At 68.8% G+C, this 22,162-nt stretch carries 20 protein-coding genes; 18 read left to right on the top strand and 2 right to left on the bottom strand.

Translation table 11 applies throughout. The features are described from left to right. Nucleotides 1-5: 5 nt before the first annotated feature. The gene (locus tag ACAG26_RS23520) at nucleotides 6-671 is read right to left on the bottom strand and encodes an IclR family transcriptional regulator (protein ID WP_370485489.1); all 666 of its coding nucleotides are present in this window, start codon (nucleotides 669-671) and stop codon (nucleotides 6-8) included. A gap of 139 nt (nucleotides 672-810) precedes the next feature. On the opposite strand from ACAG26_RS23520, the gene ACAG26_RS23525 reads away from it, so the two are divergent. From ACAG26_RS23525 to ACAG26_RS23565, 9 genes are read left to right on the top strand one after another with little or no spacing between them, the layout of a single operon-like run. Continuing rightward, entirely contained in the window at nucleotides 811-1,674 is an 864-nt protein-coding gene (locus tag ACAG26_RS23525) for an alpha/beta fold hydrolase (RefSeq protein WP_370485490.1), read from the top strand. Continuing rightward, nucleotides 1,671-3,356, top strand: a complete 1,686-nt coding sequence (locus ACAG26_RS23530) for a bifunctional 3-(3-hydroxy-phenyl)propionate/3-hydroxycinnamic acid hydroxylase (protein ID WP_370485491.1) — start codon at nucleotides 1,671-1,673, stop codon at nucleotides 3,354-3,356. The genes ACAG26_RS23525 and ACAG26_RS23530 overlap by 4 nt, the downstream gene beginning before the upstream one ends. Beyond that, entirely contained in the window at nucleotides 3,313-4,230 is a 918-nt protein-coding gene (locus ACAG26_RS23535) for a 3-carboxyethylcatechol 2,3-dioxygenase (protein ID WP_370485492.1), read from the top strand. The genes ACAG26_RS23530 and ACAG26_RS23535 overlap by 44 nt, the downstream gene beginning before the upstream one ends. Beyond that, the gene (locus ACAG26_RS23540; RefSeq protein ID WP_370485493.1) at nucleotides 4,227-5,960 is read left to right on the top strand and encodes an FAD-binding protein; all 1,734 of its coding nucleotides are present in this window, start codon (nucleotides 4,227-4,229) and stop codon (nucleotides 5,958-5,960) included. Before ACAG26_RS23535 ends, ACAG26_RS23540 begins: the two co-directional genes overlap by 4 nt. After that, entirely contained in the window at nucleotides 5,957-7,258 is a 1,302-nt protein-coding gene (locus ACAG26_RS23545; RefSeq protein ID WP_370485494.1) for an LLM class flavin-dependent oxidoreductase, read from the top strand. Before ACAG26_RS23540 ends, ACAG26_RS23545 begins: the two co-directional genes overlap by 4 nt. A gap of 19 nt (nucleotides 7,259-7,277) precedes the next feature. Beyond that, nucleotides 7,278-8,102 carry a coniferyl-alcohol dehydrogenase gene (locus tag ACAG26_RS23550; RefSeq protein WP_370485495.1) on the top strand — a complete coding sequence of 275 codons (825 nt, stop codon included), beginning with the start codon at nucleotides 7,278-7,280 and terminating at the stop codon, nucleotides 8,100-8,102. Further along, nucleotides 8,090-9,079: a cyclase family protein gene (locus tag ACAG26_RS23555; RefSeq protein WP_370485496.1), complete on the top strand. Its 990-nt coding sequence runs from the start codon at nucleotides 8,090-8,092 to the stop codon at nucleotides 9,077-9,079. The genes ACAG26_RS23550 and ACAG26_RS23555 overlap by 13 nt, the downstream gene beginning before the upstream one ends. Nucleotides 9,080-9,090: 11 nt before the next feature. Next, nucleotides 9,091-9,669, top strand: a complete 579-nt coding sequence (locus ACAG26_RS23560) for an NADPH-dependent FMN reductase (RefSeq protein ID WP_370485497.1) — start codon at nucleotides 9,091-9,093, stop codon at nucleotides 9,667-9,669. 9 nt (nucleotides 9,670-9,678) lie between these two features. Next, complete coding sequence (locus tag ACAG26_RS23565; protein WP_370485498.1) at nucleotides 9,679-10,494, top strand: alpha/beta fold hydrolase; 816 nt, start codon at nucleotides 9,679-9,681, stop codon at nucleotides 10,492-10,494. Between the two features lie 193 nt (nucleotides 10,495-10,687). Here ACAG26_RS23565 and ACAG26_RS23570 read toward each other — a convergent pair whose 3' ends face one another. Further along, nucleotides 10,688-12,145: an aldehyde dehydrogenase gene (locus ACAG26_RS23570; protein ID WP_370485499.1), complete on the bottom strand. Its 1,458-nt coding sequence runs from the start codon at nucleotides 12,143-12,145 to the stop codon at nucleotides 10,688-10,690. 160 nt (nucleotides 12,146-12,305) lie between these two features. Here ACAG26_RS23570 and ACAG26_RS23575 point away from each other — a divergent pair, with 160 nt between their 5' ends. The 9 genes from ACAG26_RS23575 to ACAG26_RS23615 are packed head-to-tail and all read left to right on the top strand — an operon-like array spanning nucleotide 12,306 to nucleotide 22,160. Further along, nucleotides 12,306-13,118 (top strand): SDR family NAD(P)-dependent oxidoreductase, encoded by an 813-nt coding sequence (locus tag ACAG26_RS23575; RefSeq protein WP_370485500.1) that lies wholly within the window; start codon nucleotides 12,306-12,308, stop codon nucleotides 13,116-13,118. Between the two features lie 44 nt (nucleotides 13,119-13,162). Continuing rightward, nucleotides 13,163-13,837: a TetR family transcriptional regulator gene (locus ACAG26_RS23580; RefSeq protein WP_370485501.1), complete on the top strand. Its 675-nt coding sequence runs from the start codon at nucleotides 13,163-13,165 to the stop codon at nucleotides 13,835-13,837. Next, nucleotides 13,834-14,028: a ferredoxin gene (locus ACAG26_RS23585; RefSeq protein WP_370485502.1), complete on the top strand. Its 195-nt coding sequence runs from the start codon at nucleotides 13,834-13,836 to the stop codon at nucleotides 14,026-14,028. The genes ACAG26_RS23580 and ACAG26_RS23585 overlap by 4 nt, the downstream gene beginning before the upstream one ends. Nucleotides 14,029-14,030: 2 nt before the next feature. Beyond that, nucleotides 14,031-15,272, top strand: a complete 1,242-nt coding sequence (locus tag ACAG26_RS23590; protein ID WP_370485503.1) for a cytochrome P450 — start codon at nucleotides 14,031-14,033, stop codon at nucleotides 15,270-15,272. A 19-nt stretch (nucleotides 15,273-15,291) separates the two neighbouring features. Continuing rightward, entirely contained in the window at nucleotides 15,292-16,458 is a 1,167-nt protein-coding gene (locus tag ACAG26_RS23595; RefSeq protein WP_370485504.1) for an amidohydrolase family protein, read from the top strand. Next, complete coding sequence (locus ACAG26_RS23600; protein ID WP_370485505.1) at nucleotides 16,459-17,694, top strand: M24 family metallopeptidase; 1,236 nt, start codon at nucleotides 16,459-16,461, stop codon at nucleotides 17,692-17,694. It abuts the gene before it with no gap. Beyond that, the gene (locus ACAG26_RS23605; protein ID WP_370485506.1) at nucleotides 17,684-18,799 is read left to right on the top strand and encodes a M24 family metallopeptidase; all 1,116 of its coding nucleotides are present in this window, start codon (nucleotides 17,684-17,686) and stop codon (nucleotides 18,797-18,799) included. The genes ACAG26_RS23600 and ACAG26_RS23605 overlap by 11 nt, the downstream gene beginning before the upstream one ends. 1 nt (nucleotide 18,800) lies before the next feature. Further along, complete coding sequence (locus tag ACAG26_RS23610) at nucleotides 18,801-19,754, top strand: enoyl-CoA hydratase/isomerase family protein (RefSeq protein WP_370485507.1); 954 nt, start codon at nucleotides 18,801-18,803, stop codon at nucleotides 19,752-19,754. A gap of 3 nt (nucleotides 19,755-19,757) precedes the next feature. Continuing rightward, entirely contained in the window at nucleotides 19,758-22,160 is a 2,403-nt protein-coding gene (locus ACAG26_RS23615; protein WP_370485508.1) for a CaiB/BaiF CoA transferase family protein, read from the top strand. Nucleotides 22,161-22,162: the final 2 nt, after the last annotated feature.

Consider the following 22,162-nt stretch of genomic DNA (forward strand, 5'->3'; position numbering starts at 1 on the left):
GATGCTCAGCTGAGAATCGCCGATAATTGCTTGGCGGCCTGGAGAACTGCATCCTTGCCGCGTCGTACGACGTCCTCGCGGTGCGAGATCAGGTTGATGCAGGTCGGAGGCGACGGCGGGTCGCGGTGCACCGGCACCGCCAGGCCGTAGGTGTTGGGTTCGATCTCGCCGTGGGTGATCACCCAGCCCTGGTGTCGGGCGCGGCTGACCAGGTCCCGTTCCTGCGGTTGCGGCGGCATGCTGGCCAGCAGGGCGACCCCGGCCGCGCCGCGGCTCAACGGGTGCCGACTGCCTTCATGGAAGGCCAGCTGATAGGCGACCTGGGTGGGCACGATGACCGCGACCGCCACCTGCTGATCCCCCTCGGCGACCAGCAGCGACACCGTGGTACCGAGCTCGTCGGCCAGGGCCTGCAGGGTCGGCAGGCTCAACTGGCGCAGGTTGCGGTCGAATGAGGCGCCGAGCACCGCCAGACCGGCGGCCGGGCGGTACCGGCCGTCGTCCCCCTTGGCCACGAACCGGAACTCGGCCAGCGTGGCCAGCAGTCGATACGCGATGGTCCGATGCACCCCGACCTGGTCGGCGACCTGCTGCGCCGACAAACCGGCCGGCGCGGCCGCCACCGATTGCAGCGCCGCCAGCCCCCGCGCCAACGTCTGGGAACCGGTCATGGCGTGGGCAGATGCCTTGACATACGCCCCTCCGAGAGTGATGCTCTATACATAGTGCACATCAATGTGCGATTTTAGCACACACGATTGGTTCAATACGAGAGCGGCATTTCCGCTGTTGAGGCCAGAAAGGAATCCGGTGCCGGAGCACGAGAGCGTCTGGAGCGATCTGCAGGGTGTGGCGTTCGAGCAGGGCTACCTCGACGCCCGGGGCGTGCGCACCCGATACCTGCGCGCCGGCGACCCGGACCAGCCGGTGTTGTTGCTGCTGCACGGATCCGGCGGCCACGCCGAGGCTTACGTGCGCAACCTGGCGGCGCACAGCGAGCATTTCTGGACCTGGTCGATCGACATGCTGGGGCACGGCTACACCGACAAGCCGGGCCACCCGCTGGAGGTCGGCCACTACGTCGAGCACCTGATGACGGTGATGGACGTCATCGGTGCGCAACGGGCCAGCGTGTCGGGCGAGTCGCTGGGGGGCTGGGTGGCGGCCCGCGCCGCCGTCGACCACCCGGACCGCATCGAGAAGTTGGTGCTCAACACCGCCGGTGGCTCCCAGGCCGACCCCGCGGTGATGCAGCGGATTATCACGCTGTCCATGGCGGCCGCGGAGAACCCGACCTGGGAGACCGTGCAGGCGCGGATCAAGTGGCTGATGGCGGACAAATCCAAGGACTACGACGACCTGGTCGCCAGCCGGCAACGGGTGTACCGGCAACCCGGATTCGTCGGAGCGATGAAAGACATTATGGCGCTGCAGGATCCGGATATCCGGGCCCGTAACCTGTTGGGTCCGGCCGAATACGGCGCGATCACCGCGCCGACCCTGGTGCTGTGGACCAGCGACGACCCGACCGCGGACGTGGCCGAGGGTCGGCGCATCGCCTCGATGATCCCCGGGGCGCGGTTCGAGGTGATGCCCGGCTGCGGGCACTGGCCGCAGTACGAGGACGCCGCGACGTTCGACCGGCTGCACCTCGACTTCCTGCTGGGACGTTGACCGTGTCCGCCAGCCAGTCCGAGGCCGACGTCGTCATCGTCGGTGCCGGCCCGGTGGGGTTGACGCTGGCCAATATCCTGGGCTTGCAGGGTGTTCGGACCGTGGTGCTCGAGGAGCGCGACACCCTGATCGACTATCCGCGCGGGGTCGGCCTCGACGATGAGTCGCTACGCACCTTCCAGGGCATCGGCCTGATCGACGGTGTGCTGCCGCATACCGTCCCGAACCAGATCCTGCGGTTCGTCGACGCCAAACGTCGGCTGCTGGCCGAGATGGCGCCGGTCGGGGCCCCGTTCGGCTGGCCGCGTCGCAACGGGTTCGTCCAACCCCTGGTCGACGCCGAGTTACTGCGCGGCCTGGACCGGTTCGAGCACGTCGAGGTGCGCTGGGGCACCCCGATGGCCTCCTGCACCGAATCCGCCGACGCGGTGACGGTGCAGTTGCCGGACCACGCCAGCGTCGCGGCCCGCTACGTGGTGGGCTGCGACGGCGGCCGCAGCACCACCCGGCGGCTGATGGGCGTCTCCTTCGACGGCACCACCTCCTCGACCCGCTGGCTGGTCGTCGACATCGCCACCGACCCGCTCGGCCACCCCAACAGTGAGGTCGGCGCCGACCCCGAACGTCCCTACGCCTCGATCTCGATCGCGCACGGAATCCGGCGCTTCGAGTTCATGATTCACGCCGACGAGTCCGACGAGCAGGTGCAGCAGCCGGAGTTCCTGGCCCGCATGCTGGCGCCGTTGGTGCCCAACCCGGACCGGGTCGATGTGATCCGGCACCGGGTCTACACCCACCACTCTCGCATTGCCGGCGCCTTCAGGCGCGGAAGGCTGCTGCTGGCCGGCGACGCCGCGCACCTGATGCCGGTGTGGCAAGGCCAGGGATACAACAGCGGGATCCGCGACGCGGCGAACCTGGGCTGGAAACTGGCCGCGGTAGTCACCGGCCGGGCCGGTGATGCACTGCTGGACAGCTACGACGTCGAACGCCGCAAACACGCCCGCGCGATGATCGACCTGTCCACCCTGGTGGGGCGGGTCATTTCGCCGACCAATCGCCGAGTTGCCGCGATCCGCGACCTCGCGATCCGCGCCGCCTCGGTGGTGCCCACGCTCAAACAGTATGTGCTGGAGATGCGGTTCAAACCGATGCCGCGCTACGAGCAGGGCGCGGTGGTGCACCCGCAGCCGCGTCGCGACGACTCGCCGGTGGGCACCTTGTTCATCCAGCCCCGCGTCGACACCCGCGACCGCACCAACGTGTTGCTCGACGACGTGCTGGGCACTTGGTTCGCCGTGGTGTCCTGGAACAACAACCCGCGCCGCCTGCTCGGGGATGACGCGTTCGCGCGCTGGAAGGCGTTGGGCGCGCGGTTCATCGAGCTGCGGCCGCGCACCCAGCTGCACTGGGCCGGGCACGACGACCCCGACGTGGTGGTGGTCGGCGACGCCATCGGCGAGCTGAAATCCTGGTTCGACGCCCACGCCGAGTCCGTGCTGTTCCTGCGGCCCGACCGGTGCATCGCCGGCGCCGGGATCGCCCAGTTGGCCCCCGAGCTGAGCGCCGCGCTGCTGCACGCGCTGGCCCTGACCCCGGAAGGCGGTGAATCCCACGATGGCGCTAGCCCTGTGCTGTATGTCGCACAGCCCACTGCTGAATCTGCCGGGACCGTCGGCTGAGGTGCTGCAGGACGTGAACGCCGCGCTGGAAAAGGCCCGGGAGTTCGTCGCCGACTTCGACCCGGAGCTGATCGTCACCTTCGCGCCCGATCACTACAACGGCTTCTTCTACAAGCTGATGCCGCCGTTTTGCATCGGCACCGCCGCCACCGGGATCGGTGACTACGGCACCCACGCCGGCCCGCTCGACGTAGCCGCCGACATCGCCACCGACTGCGCAAAAGCCGTGCTGGACAACGACGTCGACGTCGCGATCTCGGCCGGCATGGACGTTGACCACGGCACCGTGCAGCCGCTGGAGAAGCTGTTCGGTGCGGCCACCGCCCACCCGGTGGTGCCGATCTTCCTCAACGCGGTCGCCGCGCCGCTCGGCCCGCTACGGCGTGCCCGGGCGTTGGGTACCGCGGTGGGCACCTACCTGGCCGGCCTGGACAAGCGGGTGCTGCTATTGGGATCGGGCGGGCTGTCCCATGATCCGCCGATCCCGACCCGCGAGACCGCCCCGCCGCAAGTGCTGGAGCGCATCGTGGGCGGGCGGCCGATGACCGCCGAGCAACGGCTGGCCCGGCAGACCGTGGTCATCGACGCCGCCCGGGACCTGGCCGCCGGACGCGGCCCGCAACGCCCGCTGAACCCCGACTGGGATCAGCGATTCCTTTCCATCATCGACAATGGGCAGCTCGCCGACCTAGACCAGTGGTCCAACTCCTTCATCGCGCAGGAGGGCGGCAACTCCGCGCACGAAATCCGCAGCTGGGTAGCCGCTTTCGCCGCGCTCGCGGCCAGCGGCGGCTACCGGACCGTGCTGCGCTACTACCGGACGGCGGCCGAGCTGATCGCCGGCTTCGCGGTGCGAACGGCGGTGCCGGCATGACGGGCGAGCACGTGGTGGACGTGTTGGTGGTCGGCTCCGGCGGTGGCGGCATGACCGCCGCCCTGGCCGCCGACGCCGCCGGGCTGGACACCCTGGTGATCGAAAAGGCCGCGCAGTTCGGGGGTTCCACCGCGCTGTCCGGCGGTGGCATCTGGGTTCCGGGTGCACCGGCGCAGCGGCGGGCAGGCTACGTCCCGGACCCCGACGACGTCGTCGCATACCTGCGCCAGATCACCGGCGGCCTGGTCAGCGACGCCCGGCTACAGCAATACGTGGACGCCGCGCCGGCGATGATGGAGTTCCTCGAGCAGCTCAGCCCGTGGTTCGAGTTCGTCTGGAAACCGGGCTACGCCGACTACTACCCGGAGGTCCCCGGGGGATCCGAGCTGGGCAGCACCATCAACGTCCCCGCCATCGACCTGCGCACACTCGGCGAGGAAGAACAGCACCTGCTGGCGCCGTTGGCGTTGGCGCCGAAGGGGATCTGGCTGGGGCCCAAAGACCTTCGGCTGTTCTACCAGATCCGCCAGTCGTGGCGGGGCAAGGCGGTGCTGGTCAAGCTGCTGTGGCGGATGTTTCGGGCCCGGGTGTTCGGGGACCGGATGGCCGCGATCGGCCAGTCGCTGGCGGCGCGGCTGCGGCTGGCGATGCGCGACCGCGACATCCCGCTGTGGCTGAACACCCCGATGACCGAACTGCTCACCGCCGACGACGGGACCGTCATCGGCGCGGTGGTCGAGCGCGACGGTGCGCCGCAGCAGATCCGCGCGCGGCGCGGTGTCATCCTGGCCAGCGGCGGTTTCGACCACGACCTGGCCTGGCGCCAGCAATACCAGCCGGTGCTCGAGCACGATTGGAGCTTCGGCAACCCGGCGGCCACCGGCGACGGGATCCGCGTCGGCGAAAAGGTCGGCGGCACCACCGAACTGCTCGACGAGGCGTGGTGGTTCCCGGCCATCTGCTGGCCGGACGGCCGGCTGCAGTTCATGCTCAACGAGCGGATGATGCCGTCGCAGTTCATCGTCAACGGTGAGGGCAAACGGTTCATCAACGAGGCCTGCCCGTACATGGACTTCGCCCACGCCATGATCGACGGCCAAAAGTCCGGGGTGACCCACATCCCGTGCTGGTTGATCACCGACCACCGGTCGTTCAACCGCTACGTCGTGGCCGGGCACCTGCCGCTGCCGAAGATCCCGGGTGCCCCGGTGCCCACCGGGCGCAAGCTGCCGGCCGCGTGGCTGGAGTCCGGCGTGGTGAAGGCCGCGGCTTCGCTGACCGAGCTCGCCACCCAAATCGACGTGCCCCCCGGAGAACTGGAGCGCACCGCGCAACGGTTCAACGAGCTGGCCCGCGGCGGCCACGACGACGACTTCGGTCGCGGCGACAGCGCATACGACAACTACTACGGCGACCCGACCCTGCCCAACCCCAATCTGCACCCGCTGGGCAAGCCGCCGTACTACGCCTTCCAGATCATCCTCGGGGATCTGGGTACCTCCGGCGGGTTGCGCACCGACGAATGCGCCCGGGTGCTGCGCGCCGACGACACCGTGGTCGGCGGGCTGTACGCGGTGGGCAACGTCTCGGCGCCGGTGATGGGGCGCAGCTACGCCGGCGCCGGCGCCACCATCGGGCCGGCCATGACCTTCGGCTACGTGGCGGCGAAGCACCTCGCCGGCACGCTTCCTGATCCGACTCACACCACTTCTATGGGAGGTAACCGGTGAAGATTTCACTTTTCTACGAGTTCGCGCTGCCGCGGCCCTGGGCGCCGGACGATGAGCGGGAGCTGCTGGCCGACTGCCTGGACGAGGTGGAGGCGGCCGACAAGGCGGGCTTTTCCACGGTGTGGCTGACCGAGCACCACTTCCTGGAGGAGTACTGTCATTCCACCGCCCCGGAGATGTTTTTGGCGGCGGCCAGCCAGCGCACCAAGAACATTCGGCTGGGCTTCGGCATCATGCACCTGCCGCCCGTCGTCAACCACCCGGCCCGGGTCGCCGAGCGCATCGCCACCCTGGACCTGATCTCCAACGGCCGCGTCGAATTCGGCACCGGTGAATCCTCCTCGGTCGGTGAACTCGGCGGCTTCAACATCGACCCCGCCGACAAACGGGCCCAGTGGGAAGAGGCGTTGGAGGTCGCGATCCGCTGCATGGTGGAGGAGCCGTTCACCGGCTTTGACGGCAAGCACGTTCAGATGCCGGCCCGCAACGTCATCCCCAAACCGCTGCAGAAACCGCACCCGCCGGTGTGGGTGGCCTGCACCCGGCCGTCGTCGGTGCAGATGGCCGCCGAAAAATGCATCGGCGCACTGAGCTTCGCCTACACCGGCCCCGGCCCGCTGACCGAGCGGGTAAACGGCTACTACAAGCAGTTCGAGGAAACCGGTGTTCCGGTGACCCCGCAGATCAACCCGAACATCCTGGCGATCGGCGGCGATCTGTCGATGATGGTGGCCCCCACCGATGAGCAGGCGCTGCAACGGCTGGGCCAGGGCGGCGGCTTCTTCTCGTTTGGGATCATGCACTACTACATGACCGGGGTGCACACCCCGGGTCGGACCGGGGTGTGGGACCGCTACCTCGAGGAGGTGGCCAAGGACCCGACGCTGGCCTACGGACCCGGCCGCGGCGCGATCGGCTCGCCGGCCACCGTGCGGGAATTCCTGCGCGGCTACGAGGAAAGCGGGGTCGACGAGATCATCCTGCTGCTCAACCCGCGCAGCCACGAAGGCACCATGGAATCCATCGAGTTGATGGGTAAGGAAGTGCTGCCGGAGTTCATCGAGCGCGACGCGAAAGCGGTGGCCGACAAGGCCAAGCGGCTGGCGCCGGTGATCGAGAAGGTGGAGGCGCGCCGGCCGCAATCGTCGGCGCCGGCCTTCGACGAAAGCTACTCGTTCGGCGGGCTGCCCACCGGCCGGGGCGGGAAGTTCACCGCCAGCGAGATTCCCGAGGCGATGGCGGAAATGAACGAGGGACGCGTGCAGGCCGCGCAACGCGACAAGGAGCAGCGGGGCTGAGCCGGGGAGCCAACTAGCCATGGGCCAAATCGACCGGTTGTGGCGGTACGACGGGCGCCGCGCGGTGGTGACCGGGTGCGCGTCGGGCATCGGCGCGCAGCTGGTGCGCCAGCTCACCGAACTGGGCGCGCACGTCGTCGGCTTGGATCGGTGCGCCCCGGAAGTCGAGCTCGCCGAGTTCCATCACGTTGATCTGGCCGACGCCGCCTCGATCGACCGTGCCGTGGCCGCGTTGGGCGGCCCGGTCGATGCCCTGTTCAACGTGGCCGGGGTGTCGTCGGGAATCGGTGACCCGCTGCTGGTCGTCACCATCAACTTCCTGGGCCTGCGCCAGTTCACCGACGCGGTGCTGCCGGTGATGCCGGCCGGGTCGTCGGTGGTGAGCGTGTCGTCGCTGGCGGCGGCCGGCTACCGCGAGAATCAACAGCGGGTGGCCGGGCTGCTGCACACGCCGAGCCTGGCCGACGGCGTCGCGTGGTGTCAGCGGCACCCCGAGGCGCTGGCCGACGGGGGCTACCGGCTGTCCAAGGAAGCGATCATCCTGTACACCATGGTCAAGGCGGCACCGCTGGGCGCCCGGGGGATCCGGATCAACTGCACCGGGCCGGGCGTCACCGACACCCCGATCCTCGACCAGCTGCGGTCCGCCTACGGGCAGCGGTTCCTCGACGACATCGACAAACCCCTGGGCCGGGACGCCGAGCCCGCCGAACAGGCCGCCGTACTGGCGTTTCTGAACAGCGGTGCCGCCAGCTACATCTCGGGCCAGGTGGTGTGGGTTGACGGCGGCAATCTGGGCGCGCTCGCCGCCCGCGAGCTGGAGCGGGCGCCGTGGCCAGCCTGACCGATTTTCGGCGCGTCGCCAAAGATGTGCGCAACTGGGGGCGGTGGGGGGACACCGACGAACTCGGCACCCTGAACTTCATCACCGCGGACAAGGTCGCCCACGCCGCCAGCCTGGTCCGGCACGGCAAGGTGTTTCCGCTCGGGGTGGACTTCGGCTCGTCGGGCCCGCAGGGCGCCTTCCAGTTCCGGCACAACCCGATGCACGTGATGACGGTGGACGGCGGCGACGTCAACACGCTGGCCCGCTACGGTCCGGAGTGGGCCCGCAACTCGGTGGCCCAGCAGCTGAGCGAGTTCTTCGTGGACAACCCGTTTCGGTTCAACGACGACATGATCATCATGTCGTTGCAGGCCGCCACCCAATGGGACGCGTTGTCGCACGTGTACTACGACGACCAGCTGTACAACGGCTTCCCGGCGAGCTCGGTGACCAGCCTGGGCGCCTACCACTGCGGCATCGACAAGGTGGACGGCAAGGGCATCACCTCGCGCGGGGTGCTGCTGGATGTGGTGCGGCATCGCGGCGTGGACGTCTTTGTGGAACACGGCACCCCGATCACCCCCGAGGAACTCGACGACGTCGCCCGGGCGCAGGGCGTGGCGATCGGCCGCGGCGACATCGTGCTGATCCGAACCGGCTGGTGGGCGCGGTTTTTGAGCACCGGCGACGGTGCCGAGCCGGGCGCGGGCTTGGATTGGCGGTGCGCCGCCTGGCTGCACGACCACGACATCGCCGCGGTCGCCGCCGATAACCTGATGGTCGAAGACCCGGTGTCCGGGGTCGAGGGCACCTTCTTGCCGATGCACATGCTGTGCCTGCGCGACATGGGTTTGATGCTCGGCGAATTCTGGGACCTCACCGCGCTGGCCGCCGACTGCGCCGCCGACGGGGTCTACGAGTTTCAGCTGGTGGCCCCACCACTGCGCGTTATCGGCGCGGTCGGGTCCCCGGTCAATCCCATTGCCATCAAGTGAGGAAGAGCGTGATGACTGAACAAACCGGTCCGCTGGTGGTGGCCCTCGGCGGCACCCTGCGGGCAGATTCGTCAACCGAACGGGCGCTGCGGCATTGCCTGGCGGCCGTGGAGCGGCGCGGCGGGCGCACCCAACTGTTCAGCGGGGAAGACATCGAGTTGCCGATGTACAACCCGCACGAGCCGGCCCGCACCGAGCGGGCAACGCGGTTGATCGACGCGCTGCGGCGAGCCGACGCTGTCGTCGTCGGCTCGCCCGGATACCACGGCGCCATCTCCGGGCTGGTTAAGAACGCGTTGGATTACATCGAGGACATGCGCGAGGATTCCCGCGTCTACCTGGACAACAAGCCGTGGGGCTGCATCAGCTGCGCCTACGGCTGGCAGGCCGCGGTGGGCACCCTGGGCCAGCTGCGGGTGATCGGGCACGCGCTGCGGGCCTGGCCCACACCGCTGGGGGTGGCGATCAACTCGGCGGACCGCATCTGGGATCACGCCGGGGAACTCATCGACACCACGGTGAGCGACCAACTGGACCTGCTGGCCACACAGGTGCTGACCTTTGCCCGCTCGCACAGCGTGACGATCTAGGCGGATCGGATGTATCGCCGCAGCGTTGACGTCGACGGCCTGACCACCAGCTATTTGGAAGCCGGCCAGGGGGATCCGGTGGTGCTGTTGCACGGCGGGGAGTTCGGCGCCAGCGCCGAACTCGGCTGGGAGCAAACCATTCCCGCGTTGGCGCAGCACTACCGGGTGCTGGCCCCGGACATGTTGGGGTTCGGCCAGTCGGCCAAGGTCATCGACTTCACCGACGGCCGCGGCATGCGGATCCGGCACATCGCCCGGTTCTGCGCGGTGCTGGGCGTCGAGGCGGCGCATTTCGTCGGCAACTCGATGGGGGCGATCAACCTGCTCGTCGACGCCACCGCCGAAGCGCCGCGGCTGCCGGTGCGCAGCATGGTGACGATCTGCGGCGGTGGGGAGATCCAGCGCAACCGGTACATGGAAGCGCTCTACGACTATGACGCCACGCTTCCCGCCATGCAGCGCATCGTCGAGGCGTTGTTTTACGACCCCGCCTATCCCGCCGACGAGGAGTATGTGCGGCGCCGCTACGAGTCCAGTGTCGCGCCCGGGGCGTGGGAGGCGTTGGCCGCGGCCCGGTTTCGTCGGCCCGGCTTGGAGCCGCCGGCGGCCGCGTCGAGTCAGCGCGCCTACCACCGGATCTCGGTGCCGACCTTGGTGATCGAGGGCGGCGGTGACAAGCTGCTACCGGTTGGGTGGGCCAAGCAGATCGCCGACCAGATCCCCGGTGCGCGCTCGGCCGTGGTTGAGGATGCGGGACACTGCCCGCAGATCGAACAGCCGGCGGCCGTCAACGAACTGCTGCTGGAGTTTCTGTCTTCGCGTTGACTCTGCGTGTACCACGCGGTCTACCCGCACTTTTGCCTGGTACACGCAGAGTCAGCGAGGTGCGCCCGCCGAAGGGGTTGTCTCGCCGACGGCCTCGGCGCGAGCGTGCGCAAACCCGGTGATTCGCACGGCGTGTCGACCGGGGACACGCACGCTCGCGCCGAAGGGGCACGCTCGCGCCAGAAGGCACCCCCTACATCTGGGCCCAGACGATCTTGGTTTGCAGGTAGGTCTCGATGCCGGCTTTACCCGACTCGTAACCCCAGCCGGACTGCTTGTAGCCGCCGAACGGCATGGAGTGGTCGAACTGCATCTGGCAGTTCAGCCCGACGGTTCCGGCCTTGAGCCGCTTGGCCAGCCGGTGCGCGCGACCCAGGTCGCTGGTCCAGGCGGTGGCGGCCAGACCGTAGGTGCTGTTGTTGGCCAACGCGATGGCTTCGTCGTCGTCGTCGAACGGCAGAATCGTGACCACCGGCCCGAAGATCTCCTCCTGGAACAGCCGGCTGGAATCGGGGTCGACGTTGGTGACCACGGTCGGGTGCACGAAGTAGCCCTTGCGGTCCAGGCGCTGCCCACCGGTGACCAGCTCGACGCCGTCGGCGCGGCCCTGCTCCAGGTAGCCCAACACCCGGTTGAGCTGCTTTTGGCTGATCAGCGGTCCGACCATGGCGCCCTCATCGGTGGGACCGCCCAGCAACATGCTGTTGGCCATGTTGGCGATGCCCTCCACCACCCGCTCGTAGACGCCGCGCTGGGCGAAGATCCGCGACCCGCACACACAGGCCTGGCCGGAGTGGACGAAGGTGCCGAACGCCGCCATCGGGATGGCCAGGTCCAGGTTGGCGTCGTCGTAGATCAACACCGGCGATTTGCCGCCGAGCTCCAGCGTGACCTTGTTGAGATTGCTTGCGGCCGAGGCTTTCACGATCTCCCGGCCGACCTCGGTCGACCCGGTGAAGGCCACCTTCTCCACGTCGGGGTGCGCGGTGATCGCCGCGCCGGCGGTGTGCCCGTAGCCCAGCAGCAGGTTGACGACCCCCTCCGGGACGCCGGCCTCGGCCAGGATGCGGTCCAGCACCAGCGCCGACAGCGGGGTCTCTTCGGCGGGTTTGACCACGCTGCTGCAGCCGGCGGCCAGCGACGGCGCCAGCTTGGCGCAGAAGTTGAACACCGGGCCGTTCCACGGGAAGATCAGCCCCACCACGCCGTAGGGCTCGCGCAGCGTGTAGACGTGCTGATGCGATTCGATGCCGGTCAACCCGCCGGTGTTGACATCGCGGGCGATGCCGTCGATCTTGGTACACCAGCCGGCGTAGTAGCGGAACCACTCCGAGCCGACCTTGGTGATGATCTCGGCCTGCGACGGCGGGATGCCGGCGTTGACGGATTCGAGTTCGGCGAGGACCTCGGCGTTTTCGTCGATCAGGTCGGCGACCCGCCACAGCACCTTCGCCCGGTCATAGTCGGCCATACCCGACCACACCCCCGACTCGGCGGTCGCTTTCGCGCGGGCCACCGCCTCGTCGACGGCTTCCGGTCCGCAGTCGGTGAACTCGGTGAGCTGTTCTTCGGTAGCCGGATCGATGATCGGAATCACGTCACCGGTGCCGGGGACCTTACGGATCTCCTCCAACACATCCTGCACCGTCATAGAAATCACCTTCTCGTAATCCGGAAACGCCATTCGCATGGGTAGGTTATGCCGCCGACCACCGGATGTCCAGGGTCAGTTAAAGCAGTCGCTTGACTGAACGCGGGCGCAGCGGGTTGAGTCGACGTGTCGCGTCGGGCGGCCGGACGGAAGGGCGTAGATGGTCAACGAGCTAACGGGCAAGGTCGCAATCGTTACCGGCGGCGCGTCCGGGATCGGCCGGGGCCTGGCCGAGCGGTTTGTCGCCGAGGGCGCCCGGGTGGTGATCGCCGACGTCGACCCCGATCGCGGCGCGGAACTGGCCGCGCAACTGGGCGACGACGCGCTGTTCCAGGCCGCCGACGTCGCCGATCCAGAGCAGCTGGGCGCCCTGGTCGACGCCGCCGTCGAGCAGTTCGGCGGGCTGCACGTCATGGTCAACAACGCCGGCGTCTCGGGCACCATGCACCGCCGGTTCCTCGACGACGACCTGGCCGACTTCCACCGGGTCATGTCGGTCAACGTGCTCGGCGTGATGGCCGGCACCCGAGATGCGGCCCGGCACATGGCCAAGCACGGCGGCGGGTCGATCATCAACCTCACCTCGATCGGCGGGATCCAGGCCGGCGGCGGGGTGATGACCTACCGGGCCTCCAAGGCGGCGGTCATCCAGTTCACCAAGTCCGCGGCAATCGAACTGGCCTACTACGACATTCGGGTCAACGCCATCGCGCCGGGGAATATCCCCACCCCAATCCTGGCGTCCTCGGCGGCGAATATGGACCACGAGGCCGTCGCCCGCTACGAGGCCGCGCTCCGCGAGACGATGCGCGCCGACCGGCCGCTGCAGCGGGAGGGCACTCCCGACGACGTCGCCGAGGCCGCCCTGTATCTCGCCGGGGACCGCTCCCGCTATGTCACCGGCACGGTGCTGCCGGTCGACGGCGGTACGTCGGCGGGCAAGGCGATCCGGCGCAAAAGCGCCAAGAATTAAATCAATCACTTGACTTAAACGGGAGTGGGGCGTTGACTGGGCGGGTGACCACCGCGAGCAAGGACGCGCGCACCGAGCGGGCCAACTCCACGCGGGAGGCCATCCTGGCCGCCGCCGAGCGGCTCTACGCCGAGCACGGCGTCTTCGCGGTGTCCAACCGGCAGGTCAGTGAGGCCGCCGGCCAGGGCAACAACGCGGCGGTCGGCTACCACTTCGGCACCAAGACCGACCTGGTGCGGGCGATCGAACAAAAGCATCGGGCGCCCATCGAGCGGCTGCGGGAGCAGATGGTCGCCGACGTCCTGACCGCCGACGCCACCGCCGACATGCGGGATTGGGTGGCGTGCCTGGTGCGTCCGCTCACCGATCACCTCGCCGAGCTGGGCAACCCCACCTGGTACGCGCGGTTCGCCGCGCAGGTGATGACCGATCCCGCCTACCACGACATCGTGGTCAAAGACGCGCTGAGCTCACCGTCGCTGGTCGAGGTGATCAACCGGATCGACCGCTGCCTGCCGGAGCTGCCGGCCGAGATCCGCTCGGCGCGCAACGCCATGGGGCGCAACCTGCTCATGCACACCTGCGCCGACTGGGAACGCACGCTGGCCGCCGGCGGTTCGGCGCGCAAAACCAATTGGCAGATCGCCGGCGCCAACCTCATCGACGCGATCGTTGGACTGTGGCTGGCGCCCGTCACATCGGAGCTGAGCCGCAAATGAAAGTGACTGTGAACCAAGACGTGTGCGCCTCGTCGGGGAACTGCGTGATGCACGCGCCGGAGGTGTTCGACCAACGCGACGAGGACGGGGTCGTCGTGCTGCTCACCGAGGAGCCCTCGGCCGAATTCGCCGACCAGGTCCGCCGCGCCGAAGCGGGCTGCCCGACCCGAGCCATCCACATCGAGGAGTGAGAGTGTCCGACACGCTGACCGACACCGAGGCCGAGGCCTCCGCCGCAATCCCGGAGTACCCGATGGAGCGGGCGTCGGCCTGCCCGTTCGCGCCGCCGCCGGGGGTGATGGCGTTGGCCGCCGACAAGCCGTTGAGCCGGGTGCGGATCTGGGACGGTTCCACGCCCTGGCTGATCACCGGCTACGAGGCGGCGCGGACGCTGTTCGGCGACCCGCGGGTCAGTGTCGACGACCGCCGCGACGGTTTCCCGCACTGGAACGAGGGCATGCTGGCCACGGTGGACAAGCGGCCCCGGTCGGTGTTCACCGCCGACGGCGCCGAGCACATCCGGTTTCGGCGGATGTTGTCCCGCCCGTTGACCTCTCGCCGGGTCGAGGCCATGCGACCGGCGATCCAGCAGATCATCGACGAACACCTCGACGCGATCCTGGCCGGTCCGCAACCCGCCGAGCTGGTCACCGCGCTGGCGCTGCCCATCCCGTCGCTGGTGATCAGCGAACTGCTCGGGGTGCCCTACGAAGACCACGGCTTCTTCCAGGAACACGCGACGATGGGGGTCTCCCGGTATGCGACGGCCAAGGACACCGCCGCCGGGGCGACGGAGCTGTCGAAGTATCTGATTCGGCTGCTGGAGGCCCGGATGGCCGAACCCACCGAGGACATGGTGTCGGATCTGGGGGAGCGAGTGAAATCCGGTGAGCTCAGCCTCAAGGAGGCCACCCAGCTGGGCACCGGGATGCTGATCGCCGGCCACGAAACCACCGCGAACATGATCGGTTTGGGCATTCTGGCGCTGCTGCAAGAACCCGAGAAGCTGGCCGTGATCCGGGACAGCGACGACGAGACGGTGATCGCCAACGCGGTCGAAGAACTGCTGCGCTACCTGTCGATCATCCAAAACGGCCAGCGCCGGGTCGCCGCGGAGGACATCGAGATCGGCGGTGAGGTGATCCGCGCCGGCGAGGGCATCATCATCGATTTGGCGCCGGCGAACTGGGATCCCGCGGAGTTCCCGGACCCCGAGGTGCTCGACCTGAACCGGCCGGCCCGCCAACACCTCGCATTCGGCTTCGGACCGCACCAGTGCGTCGGCCAGCAGCTGGCCCGGGTCGAGCTGCAGATGGTGTTCCACACCCTGTTCCGGCGGATCCCCACCCTGAAACTCGCCGTCGGATTCGAGGAAATCCCGTTCAAAAACGACCGGCTCGCCTACGGCGTGTACGAACTGCCGGTCACCTGGTAACCACGTCACGGAGTCAACGATGACCAGTCAATCCAGCACCATGCTCTACCCGCCGGAAGGCTACGGCGCACCGAAAGACCGGCGTGGCCACGCCGGAGTCGATGTCGGCCTGCCGGCCGGCACCGAGGTTTTCTCCGCCGACAACCACATCTCGATCGCCGATGACATCTTCTACCAACGCTTCCCCGACGACCTCAAGGACAAGGCGCCGCGGATCTGGTACGAAGACGGCGCCTACATGGTCGGCCGCAAGGGACAGTCGTTTTTGCCCGGCGATTTTTCCGCGGTGTTGATGCAATACGACGACCTCGCCGGGGCGGCCAGCAAGAACATCGAGGCACGCATCCGCGAACTGCACGAGGACGGCGTCGACCGAGAGCTGGCCTTCCCCAACGCGGTGCTGGCCCTGTTCCACTTCCCGGATAAAGAGCTGCGGGAACGGGTCTTTCGCATCTACAACGAGTACATGGCCGAGCTGCAGGAACGCTCCGGCGGCCACTTCTACGGCGTCGGCCTGATCAACTGGTGGGACCCGGCGGGGACACGACGCACCCTCGACGAGCTGAAGTCGCTGGGCCTGAAAACCTTCCTGCTGCCGCTGAACCCGGGTAAAGACGACGACGGCAACATCATCGACTTCGGCAGCGCGGCGATGGACCCGGTGTGGGACGAGATCGAACAGGCCGGCCTGCCGATCACCCACCACATCGGCGAAACCCCACCGAAAACCCCGTGCGAGGTCAACAGCGTCGTGGTGGGGATGATGGTCAACGTCGACTCGTTTCGGGAACAGTTCGCCAAGTACATCTTCTCCGGCATCCTGGACCGCCACCCCGGGCTGCGGGTCGGCTGGTTCGAGGGCGGCATCGCCTGGGTGCCGACCGCGCTTCAGGACGCCGAGCACCTGCTGGCGTCGTACCGGCACATGTTCAGCCACCAGCTGGCCCACGACATCCGCTACTACTGGAACACCCACATGAGCGCCTCGTTCATGGTGGATCCGTTGGGGCTGCGGCTGATTGACCAGATCGGTGTCGACAAGGTGTTCTGGTCGTCGGACTACCCGCACAACGAGAGCACGTTCGGCTATTCGGAGAAGTCGCTGGCCGCGGTGGTGGCCGCGGTGGGCCCGGAGAACGCCGTCAAGATCGTCAACCGCAACATCACCGAATTCTTGGGCGTGTAGATGACGACATTTGTACAGCCGGCAGCGGCCGGCCTCGATATCCCGGACCGCCCGGACCTGACCCGGATGCGCGCCGAAACCGGGGCGCGGCTGCGCTCGGCGATGGCCGAGCGCGGCATCGACGCGTTGATCCTGCTGGGCAACAACAACGTGGTCTATGCGACCGGGGCCAGCTGGCCGCTGGGCGACGCCGGGTTGTCCTATGTCGAGCGGCCGGTGGCGGTGGTGCTCGCCGAGGACCCGCACCCGCACCTGTTCCTGCCGTTCCGCGAGGGCGCGGCATCGGAATCCGGCATTCCCGCCGACCATCTGCACGGCGCGGTCTACCTGGAGTTCGACGAAGGGGTGGAGAACTTCGCGGCGACGCTGGCCGAGCTGATCGGCGCCGGAAAGGCGGTGGCGGTCGACGAATTCACCGGGGCCATGCGCCGGGCACAGCAGCGCCTGTTTCCCGGGGGCCGGCCCGCCGACGCCGCCCAGGTGATCGGCGCGGCCAAGCTGGTGAAAACGGTGGACGAACTGGCCTGTATCCGCACCGCCTGCCGGATCACCGACGCGGCGATGGTCGACGTGCAGGCCGCGTTGGCGCCGGGCATCCGCCAGGTCGACCTGTCGGCGAGCTTCATGCGCCGCGCGTTCGAACTGGGCGCGATGGCCAGCATGCTCGAACCGATCTGGCAGGTGATGCCAAAGCGCAAAGCCGACGGGGTGTGGACCACGCACGGCGATTTGGCGTTGCCGCTGCTGTCCACCGAGCGCGAACTGGTCGCCGGGGACGTGTTGTGGACCGATGTGTCCATCACGTATCAGGGTTACTGTTCGGATTTCGGCCGCACCTGGGTGGTGGGCGCCGACCCGACCCCGCGCCAGCAGGCCCAGTTCCACCAGTGGCGCGACATCATGGCCGCGGTGCTGCAGGTGACCCGGGCCGGCGCCACCGCGGCCGACCTGGGCCGGGCGGCAACCAAGGCCAACGGCGGCACCCAGCCGTGGCTGCCGCACTTCTACCTGGGGCACGGTATCGGCGTCAACGCCGCCGAAACACCCATGATCGGCACCGATTTGGGGGCCGAGTTCGACGAGAACTTCGTGTTCGAGCCGGGCATGGTGCTGGTGCTGGAGCCGGTGGTCTGGGAGGACGGCACCGGCGGCTATCGCAGCGAAGAAATCATCGTCATCACCGAGGAAGGCTGGATCCCGTTGACCGACTACCCCTATGCGCCCTATGAGTACTGAGGTTCTGCCCGACGATCGGGCGCTGCGGTTGGGGCGCCGGGAGCGCGCGCTGGCTCAGATGGCCGCCCACGATCTCGACGTGCTGGTGCTGGGCCGGCAAGCCAACGTGCGGTACGTCTCGGGCACACCGCAGCTGTGGGTGGCCGGCACCCGGCCGTTCGGACCGACCTGCATCGTGATCCGCGAAACCGGGGCGATTCACCTGCTGTCCACCTGGGACGAGGGGGTGCCCGACGACATTCCGCACGAGAACCTGTACGGGATCTCCTGGAACCCGATGAACACCATCGCCAAACTGCAAGGCATCGAGGGGCTGGCGGCCGCACAGCGCGTCGGCACCGACGCGCTGTCACCGGGCTTCGCTCAGCTGCTGCCGCTGGTGTTCCCCAACGCCGAATTGGTTGACGGTGAGCAGGCGATGCGGGCCGCGCGGCGGATCAAGACCGACGACGAGGTGGCCGCCATGCGGGAGGCGATCCGGATCGCCGAAGCCGGGTTGGCCGCCGCGGTGGCCGAGCTGCGGCCCGGGGTGACCGAGCAGGCGCTGGCCGGGGTGCTGCTGGAGGCCATGGCCGCCGGCGGCGTGAGCACCCCGTCCACCCAGGACGTGGCGTGGGTGACCTCGCGGGAGCATCCGTGGCGCCGCGGCAACACCGACGGCGTCGTGCAGCCCGGCGATTTGGTGGCGCTGTCCGCCGGGGTGCTCGGCGGCGGCTACGCCGGCGAGGTGGGCCGCACCTGGCCGGTGGGTTCGCCGGCGGGCGCTGCGGGGCTGTACCGACGCTGGGATGCGCTGTGGGCCAAGCTGTCCGCCGCGTGCCGACCCGGGGTGCCGGCCAGCGATCTGTTGGACGCCTACCACGGGGAGGCGTTGCCGCCGATGCCGGTGGCCCGCGGCCTGGGGATGGGATTCGACCCGCCGGTGGTCTCGGCGGACCTGCCGCAGACCGCCGCCGGCGAGCGGCTGGAACCCGGTATGGTGCTCGCCGTCACCGGCTACGTGTGGGAACACGGCGTGGGCGCGGTGTTCGGCCGCGAAGCGGTGCTCATCACCGACGACGGGCACGAGGTGTTGACCAGCAGCCCGTCCTGGGAGGGGAACTGAGATGGCCGGTTCGGACCGCCCGTCGCCGGAGGAGATCATCCTCTACCACAAGGATCCGGCCACCAAGATCGCGACGATCACGTTCAATCGCCCCGACTACCTCAACGCGCCGACCTCCGCGGCCCGGTTGCGCTACGCCGACCTGCTGCGCGGGGCGAGCGTCGACAACGACGTCAAAGTGGTGGTGATCCGCGGGGTCGGCGACGATTTGGGCAGCGGCGCCGACCTTCCCGAGTTCATGGAGGGCGTCGACTCCCCGGAGCTGCGGCTGGCCGAGTTGCGCCTGGAGGGCGCCGACGTCACCTATCCGCCCAAGGGCACCTTCCGCAACGGTGCCACCATCAGCGCCTGGTACGCCAACGTGCAGGCCGGCAACCGCCCGCTGCAAGAGCTCAAGAAGATCAGCATCGTGGAGGCCAAAGGCTATTGCTACGGCTGGCATTTCTACCAGGCCGCCGACGCCGACCTGGTCATCGCCAGCGACGACACGCTGTTCGGGCATCCGTCGTTCCGCTACTACGGCTGGGGCCCGCGGATGTGGACCTGGGTGCAGATGATGGGGCTGCGCAAGTTCTCCGAGATGGTGTTCACCGGGCGCCCGTTTACCGCCGCCGACATGGAGAAATGCAACTTCCTCAACAAGGTGGTGCCGCGGGAGCAACTCGAAGCCGAGGTGGACAAGTACGCGTTGGCCTGCGCCCGGAACCGGCCGGTCGACACGGTATTCATGCAAAAGGTGTTCTTCGAGGTGTACAAGCAGCACCAGGGCGAATACATGGGCAGCCTGCTGTCCGCCTTCTTCGAGTCGATGGGCAGCGGGGTGGCGCCCGACACCGACGACCTGATGCTCGACGCGGCCATCGACAGCGGACTCAACAACGCCGTCAAGGACAACGACAGCAGATTTCCCCCCGACTTCCGGTTGAGCAAGTCCAGCCGGGAGCAGGACGGCTAGCCGGTGGCACCGCTAGACGGTTTCATCGTCGTTGACCTGTCCAGTGGCATCGCCGGCGGCTACTGCACCAAGCTGCTCGCCGACGGCGGCGCGCAGGTCATCAAGGTCGAACCGCCGCAGGGCGATCCGCTGCGGCGCTGGTCGGCCTCCGGTGCGCCGATCACCGAAGACGGCGCGCTGTTCAGCTTTTTGGCCTGCTCCAAGCGCAGCGTCGTCGCCGACCCCGACGCCGACGCCGCGTTCGTCGAGACGCTGTTGGCCGGGGCCGACGCCGTGGTGTGGTCGCGGGGGCCGGGCCTGGCCGAGCGGGAGGCCTTCGCCCCAGGGCAGATCCACCGCCGCCACCCGCACTTGACCGTCACCGCGATCACCCCGTTCGGGCTGGACGGGCCGTGGCACGACCGCCCGGCCACCGAGTTCACCTTGCAGGCCTGGTCCGGCGGCATCGTCGGGCTGGGCCGCGGAACACCGGATCGGGCACCGGTTTTCGTGGGCGGCCAGGTCGGGGAGTACCTGACCGGCGCGTACGCCAGCGCGGCGACATTGGCGTCCCGGTGCGGCGGCGGCGCCGAGCTGGTCGACCTGTCCATGCTGGAAACCCAGATCCTGGGCCTGACCTACTATCCGGTCACCTTTTTCGAGATGCTGGGGCGGCCGTGGCGCGATGCGCGGCGACCGACCGTGCCCGGGGTGGCCCGCGCCCGCGACGGCCTGATCGACATCGGTTGCGGCACCGCCCAACAGTGGTTCGACCTGTGCGCGATGACCGGTCACGACGAGTGGATCGACGAAAACTCGCCGCTGTCGATCACCGAACAGGCCAACGAGCGGGCCGCGGACCTCTACGCCTGGATGCGGGAGCACAGCGTCGCGGAGATCCGGGACCTGGCCACCGCGTTCCGCATCCCCAACGCCCCGGTCGGCAACGGCGCCAACCTGGCCACCCTCGACCATTTCCGCGATCGCGGCTCCTTTGTGACCAACCCCCGCGACGGGTTCCTGCAGCCCGCGCCGCCCTACCGGCTGCACCCGGATCGGCTGCGGCCACCGCAGCCGGCGCCGCGGCTGGGGGAGCACACCGCCGTCTACCGGCAGGCGCCGCCGCCCGCCCGACCCCGCCCGGACGCCGCGGCGCGGACGTTGCCGTTCACCGGGTTACGGGTGCTGGACATGACCACGTTCTGGGCCGGCCCGTCCTGCACTCATTTCCTGGCGATGCTGGGCGCCGACGTCGTCCACGTGGAGTCCACCCGCAAACCCGACGGCACCCGGCTGATCGCCGGCATCCCGGTCGACGTGGACCAGTGGTGGGAGCGCTCGCCGATCTTTTCCGCACTCAACACCAACAAGAAGGGCCTGACCCTGGACCTGCACCACCCGCGCGGACGGGAGGTGTTGTCGCGGCTGATCGCCAGCTGCGACGTGGTGGTGGAAAACTTCACGCCCCGGGTGCTCGACCAGATCGGGCTGGATTTCGCGGCGGTGCAGGCGATCCGGCCCGACGCGATCCTGATGCGGATGCCCGGCTTCGGCCTGGACGGCCCGTGGCGCGACAACCCGGCGTTCGCCTATGTCATCGAATCCGCCGCCGGGCTGGCCTGGCTGACCGGCTACCCGGACCGCAACCCCTGCGACCCGTATTCGGTCGGCGACCCCAACGCCGGGATCCACGCCGTCAACGCGCTGCTGCTGGCGCTGGAGCACCGGCGCCGCACCGGCGAGGGCACGCTGGTGGAGGCGGCCATGGTCGACGCCGCACTCAACGTGGCGGCCGAACAGATCGTCGAACACTCCGCCTACGGTGCGCTGCTGGAACGCGACGGCAACCGCGGACCGACGGCCGCGCCGCAGAACCTGTACCGCAGCGCCGACGTCGACGAGTTCGGCCGGCTAGACAGCTGGGTCGCGATCGCGGTGGCGACCGACGCCCAGTGGTCCGGCCTCGTTGCGGCGCTGGGCCGGCCGGGCTGGGCCACCGATCCACGCCTGGCCGGCGCCGACGGGCGGCGCGCACACCACGATCTCATCGACGAGCAACTGGCGGCCTGGTGCGCGGGGCGCAGCCGCGACGAAATCGTCGACACGCTGTGGCCCGCCGGCGTGCCGGTCGCGAAGGTGCTGCAGCCGCACCGCCAAACCGAGCTCGAACAGCTGACCTTCCGCGGCTTCTTCGAAAACGTCGACCACCCGGTCAACGCCACCGCCCCACACAGCACCGTACCGATGCGGCTGTCGGGCGGCGCCGACCGCTTCCACCGCGCACCCGCGCCGCTGCTCGGGCAGCACAACCACGAGCTGCTGGCCGAGCTGGGGCTGAGCGCCGCCGAGATCGCCGAGCTGGAAACCGACGGCGTGATCGGCAGCGCACCGGCTGGCTACCAGCCGAAGCCGGCGGCCACCCGGTAGGC

It is taken from the genome of Mycobacterium sp. pUA109, from assembly GCF_041287095.1.
GTDB lineage: Bacteria > Actinomycetota > Actinomycetes > Mycobacteriales > Mycobacteriaceae > Mycobacterium.

What these genes read in the sequence shown, in the direction of transcription:
- ACAG26_RS23560 (WP_370485497.1), top strand. Translation starts at nt 9,091, where the DNA reads ATGACTGAACAAACCGGTCCGCTGGTGGTGGCCCTCGGCGGCACCCTG.
- ACAG26_RS23585 (WP_370485502.1), top strand. Translation starts at nt 13,834, where the DNA reads ATGAAAGTGACTGTGAACCAAGACGTGTGCGCCTCGTCGGGGAACTGC.
- ACAG26_RS23610 (WP_370485507.1), top strand. Translation starts at nt 18,801, where the DNA reads ATGGCCGGTTCGGACCGCCCGTCGCCGGAGGAGATCATCCTCTACCAC.
- ACAG26_RS23595 (WP_370485504.1), top strand. Translation starts at nt 15,292, where the DNA reads ATGACCAGTCAATCCAGCACCATGCTCTACCCGCCGGAAGGCTACGGC.
- ACAG26_RS23565 (WP_370485498.1), top strand. Translation starts at nt 9,679, where the DNA reads ATGTATCGCCGCAGCGTTGACGTCGACGGCCTGACCACCAGCTATTTG.
- ACAG26_RS23575 (WP_370485500.1), top strand. Translation starts at nt 12,306, where the DNA reads ATGGTCAACGAGCTAACGGGCAAGGTCGCAATCGTTACCGGCGGCGCG.
- ACAG26_RS23520 (WP_370485489.1), bottom strand. Translation starts at nt 671, where the DNA reads ATGACCGGTTCCCAGACGTTGGCGCGGGGGCTGGCGGCGCTGCAATCG.
- ACAG26_RS23540 (WP_370485493.1), top strand. Translation starts at nt 4,227, where the DNA reads ATGACGGGCGAGCACGTGGTGGACGTGTTGGTGGTCGGCTCCGGCGGT.
- ACAG26_RS23535 (WP_370485492.1), top strand. Translation starts at nt 3,313, where the DNA reads ATGTCGCACAGCCCACTGCTGAATCTGCCGGGACCGTCGGCTGAGGTG.
- ACAG26_RS23600 (WP_370485505.1), top strand. Translation starts at nt 16,459, where the DNA reads ATGACGACATTTGTACAGCCGGCAGCGGCCGGCCTCGATATCCCGGAC.
- ACAG26_RS23550 (WP_370485495.1), top strand. Translation starts at nt 7,278, where the DNA reads ATGGGCCAAATCGACCGGTTGTGGCGGTACGACGGGCGCCGCGCGGTG.
- ACAG26_RS23570 (WP_370485499.1), bottom strand. Translation starts at nt 12,145, where the DNA reads ATGACGGTGCAGGATGTGTTGGAGGAGATCCGTAAGGTCCCCGGCACC.
- ACAG26_RS23605 (WP_370485506.1), top strand. Translation starts at nt 17,684, where the DNA reads ATGAGTACTGAGGTTCTGCCCGACGATCGGGCGCTGCGGTTGGGGCGC.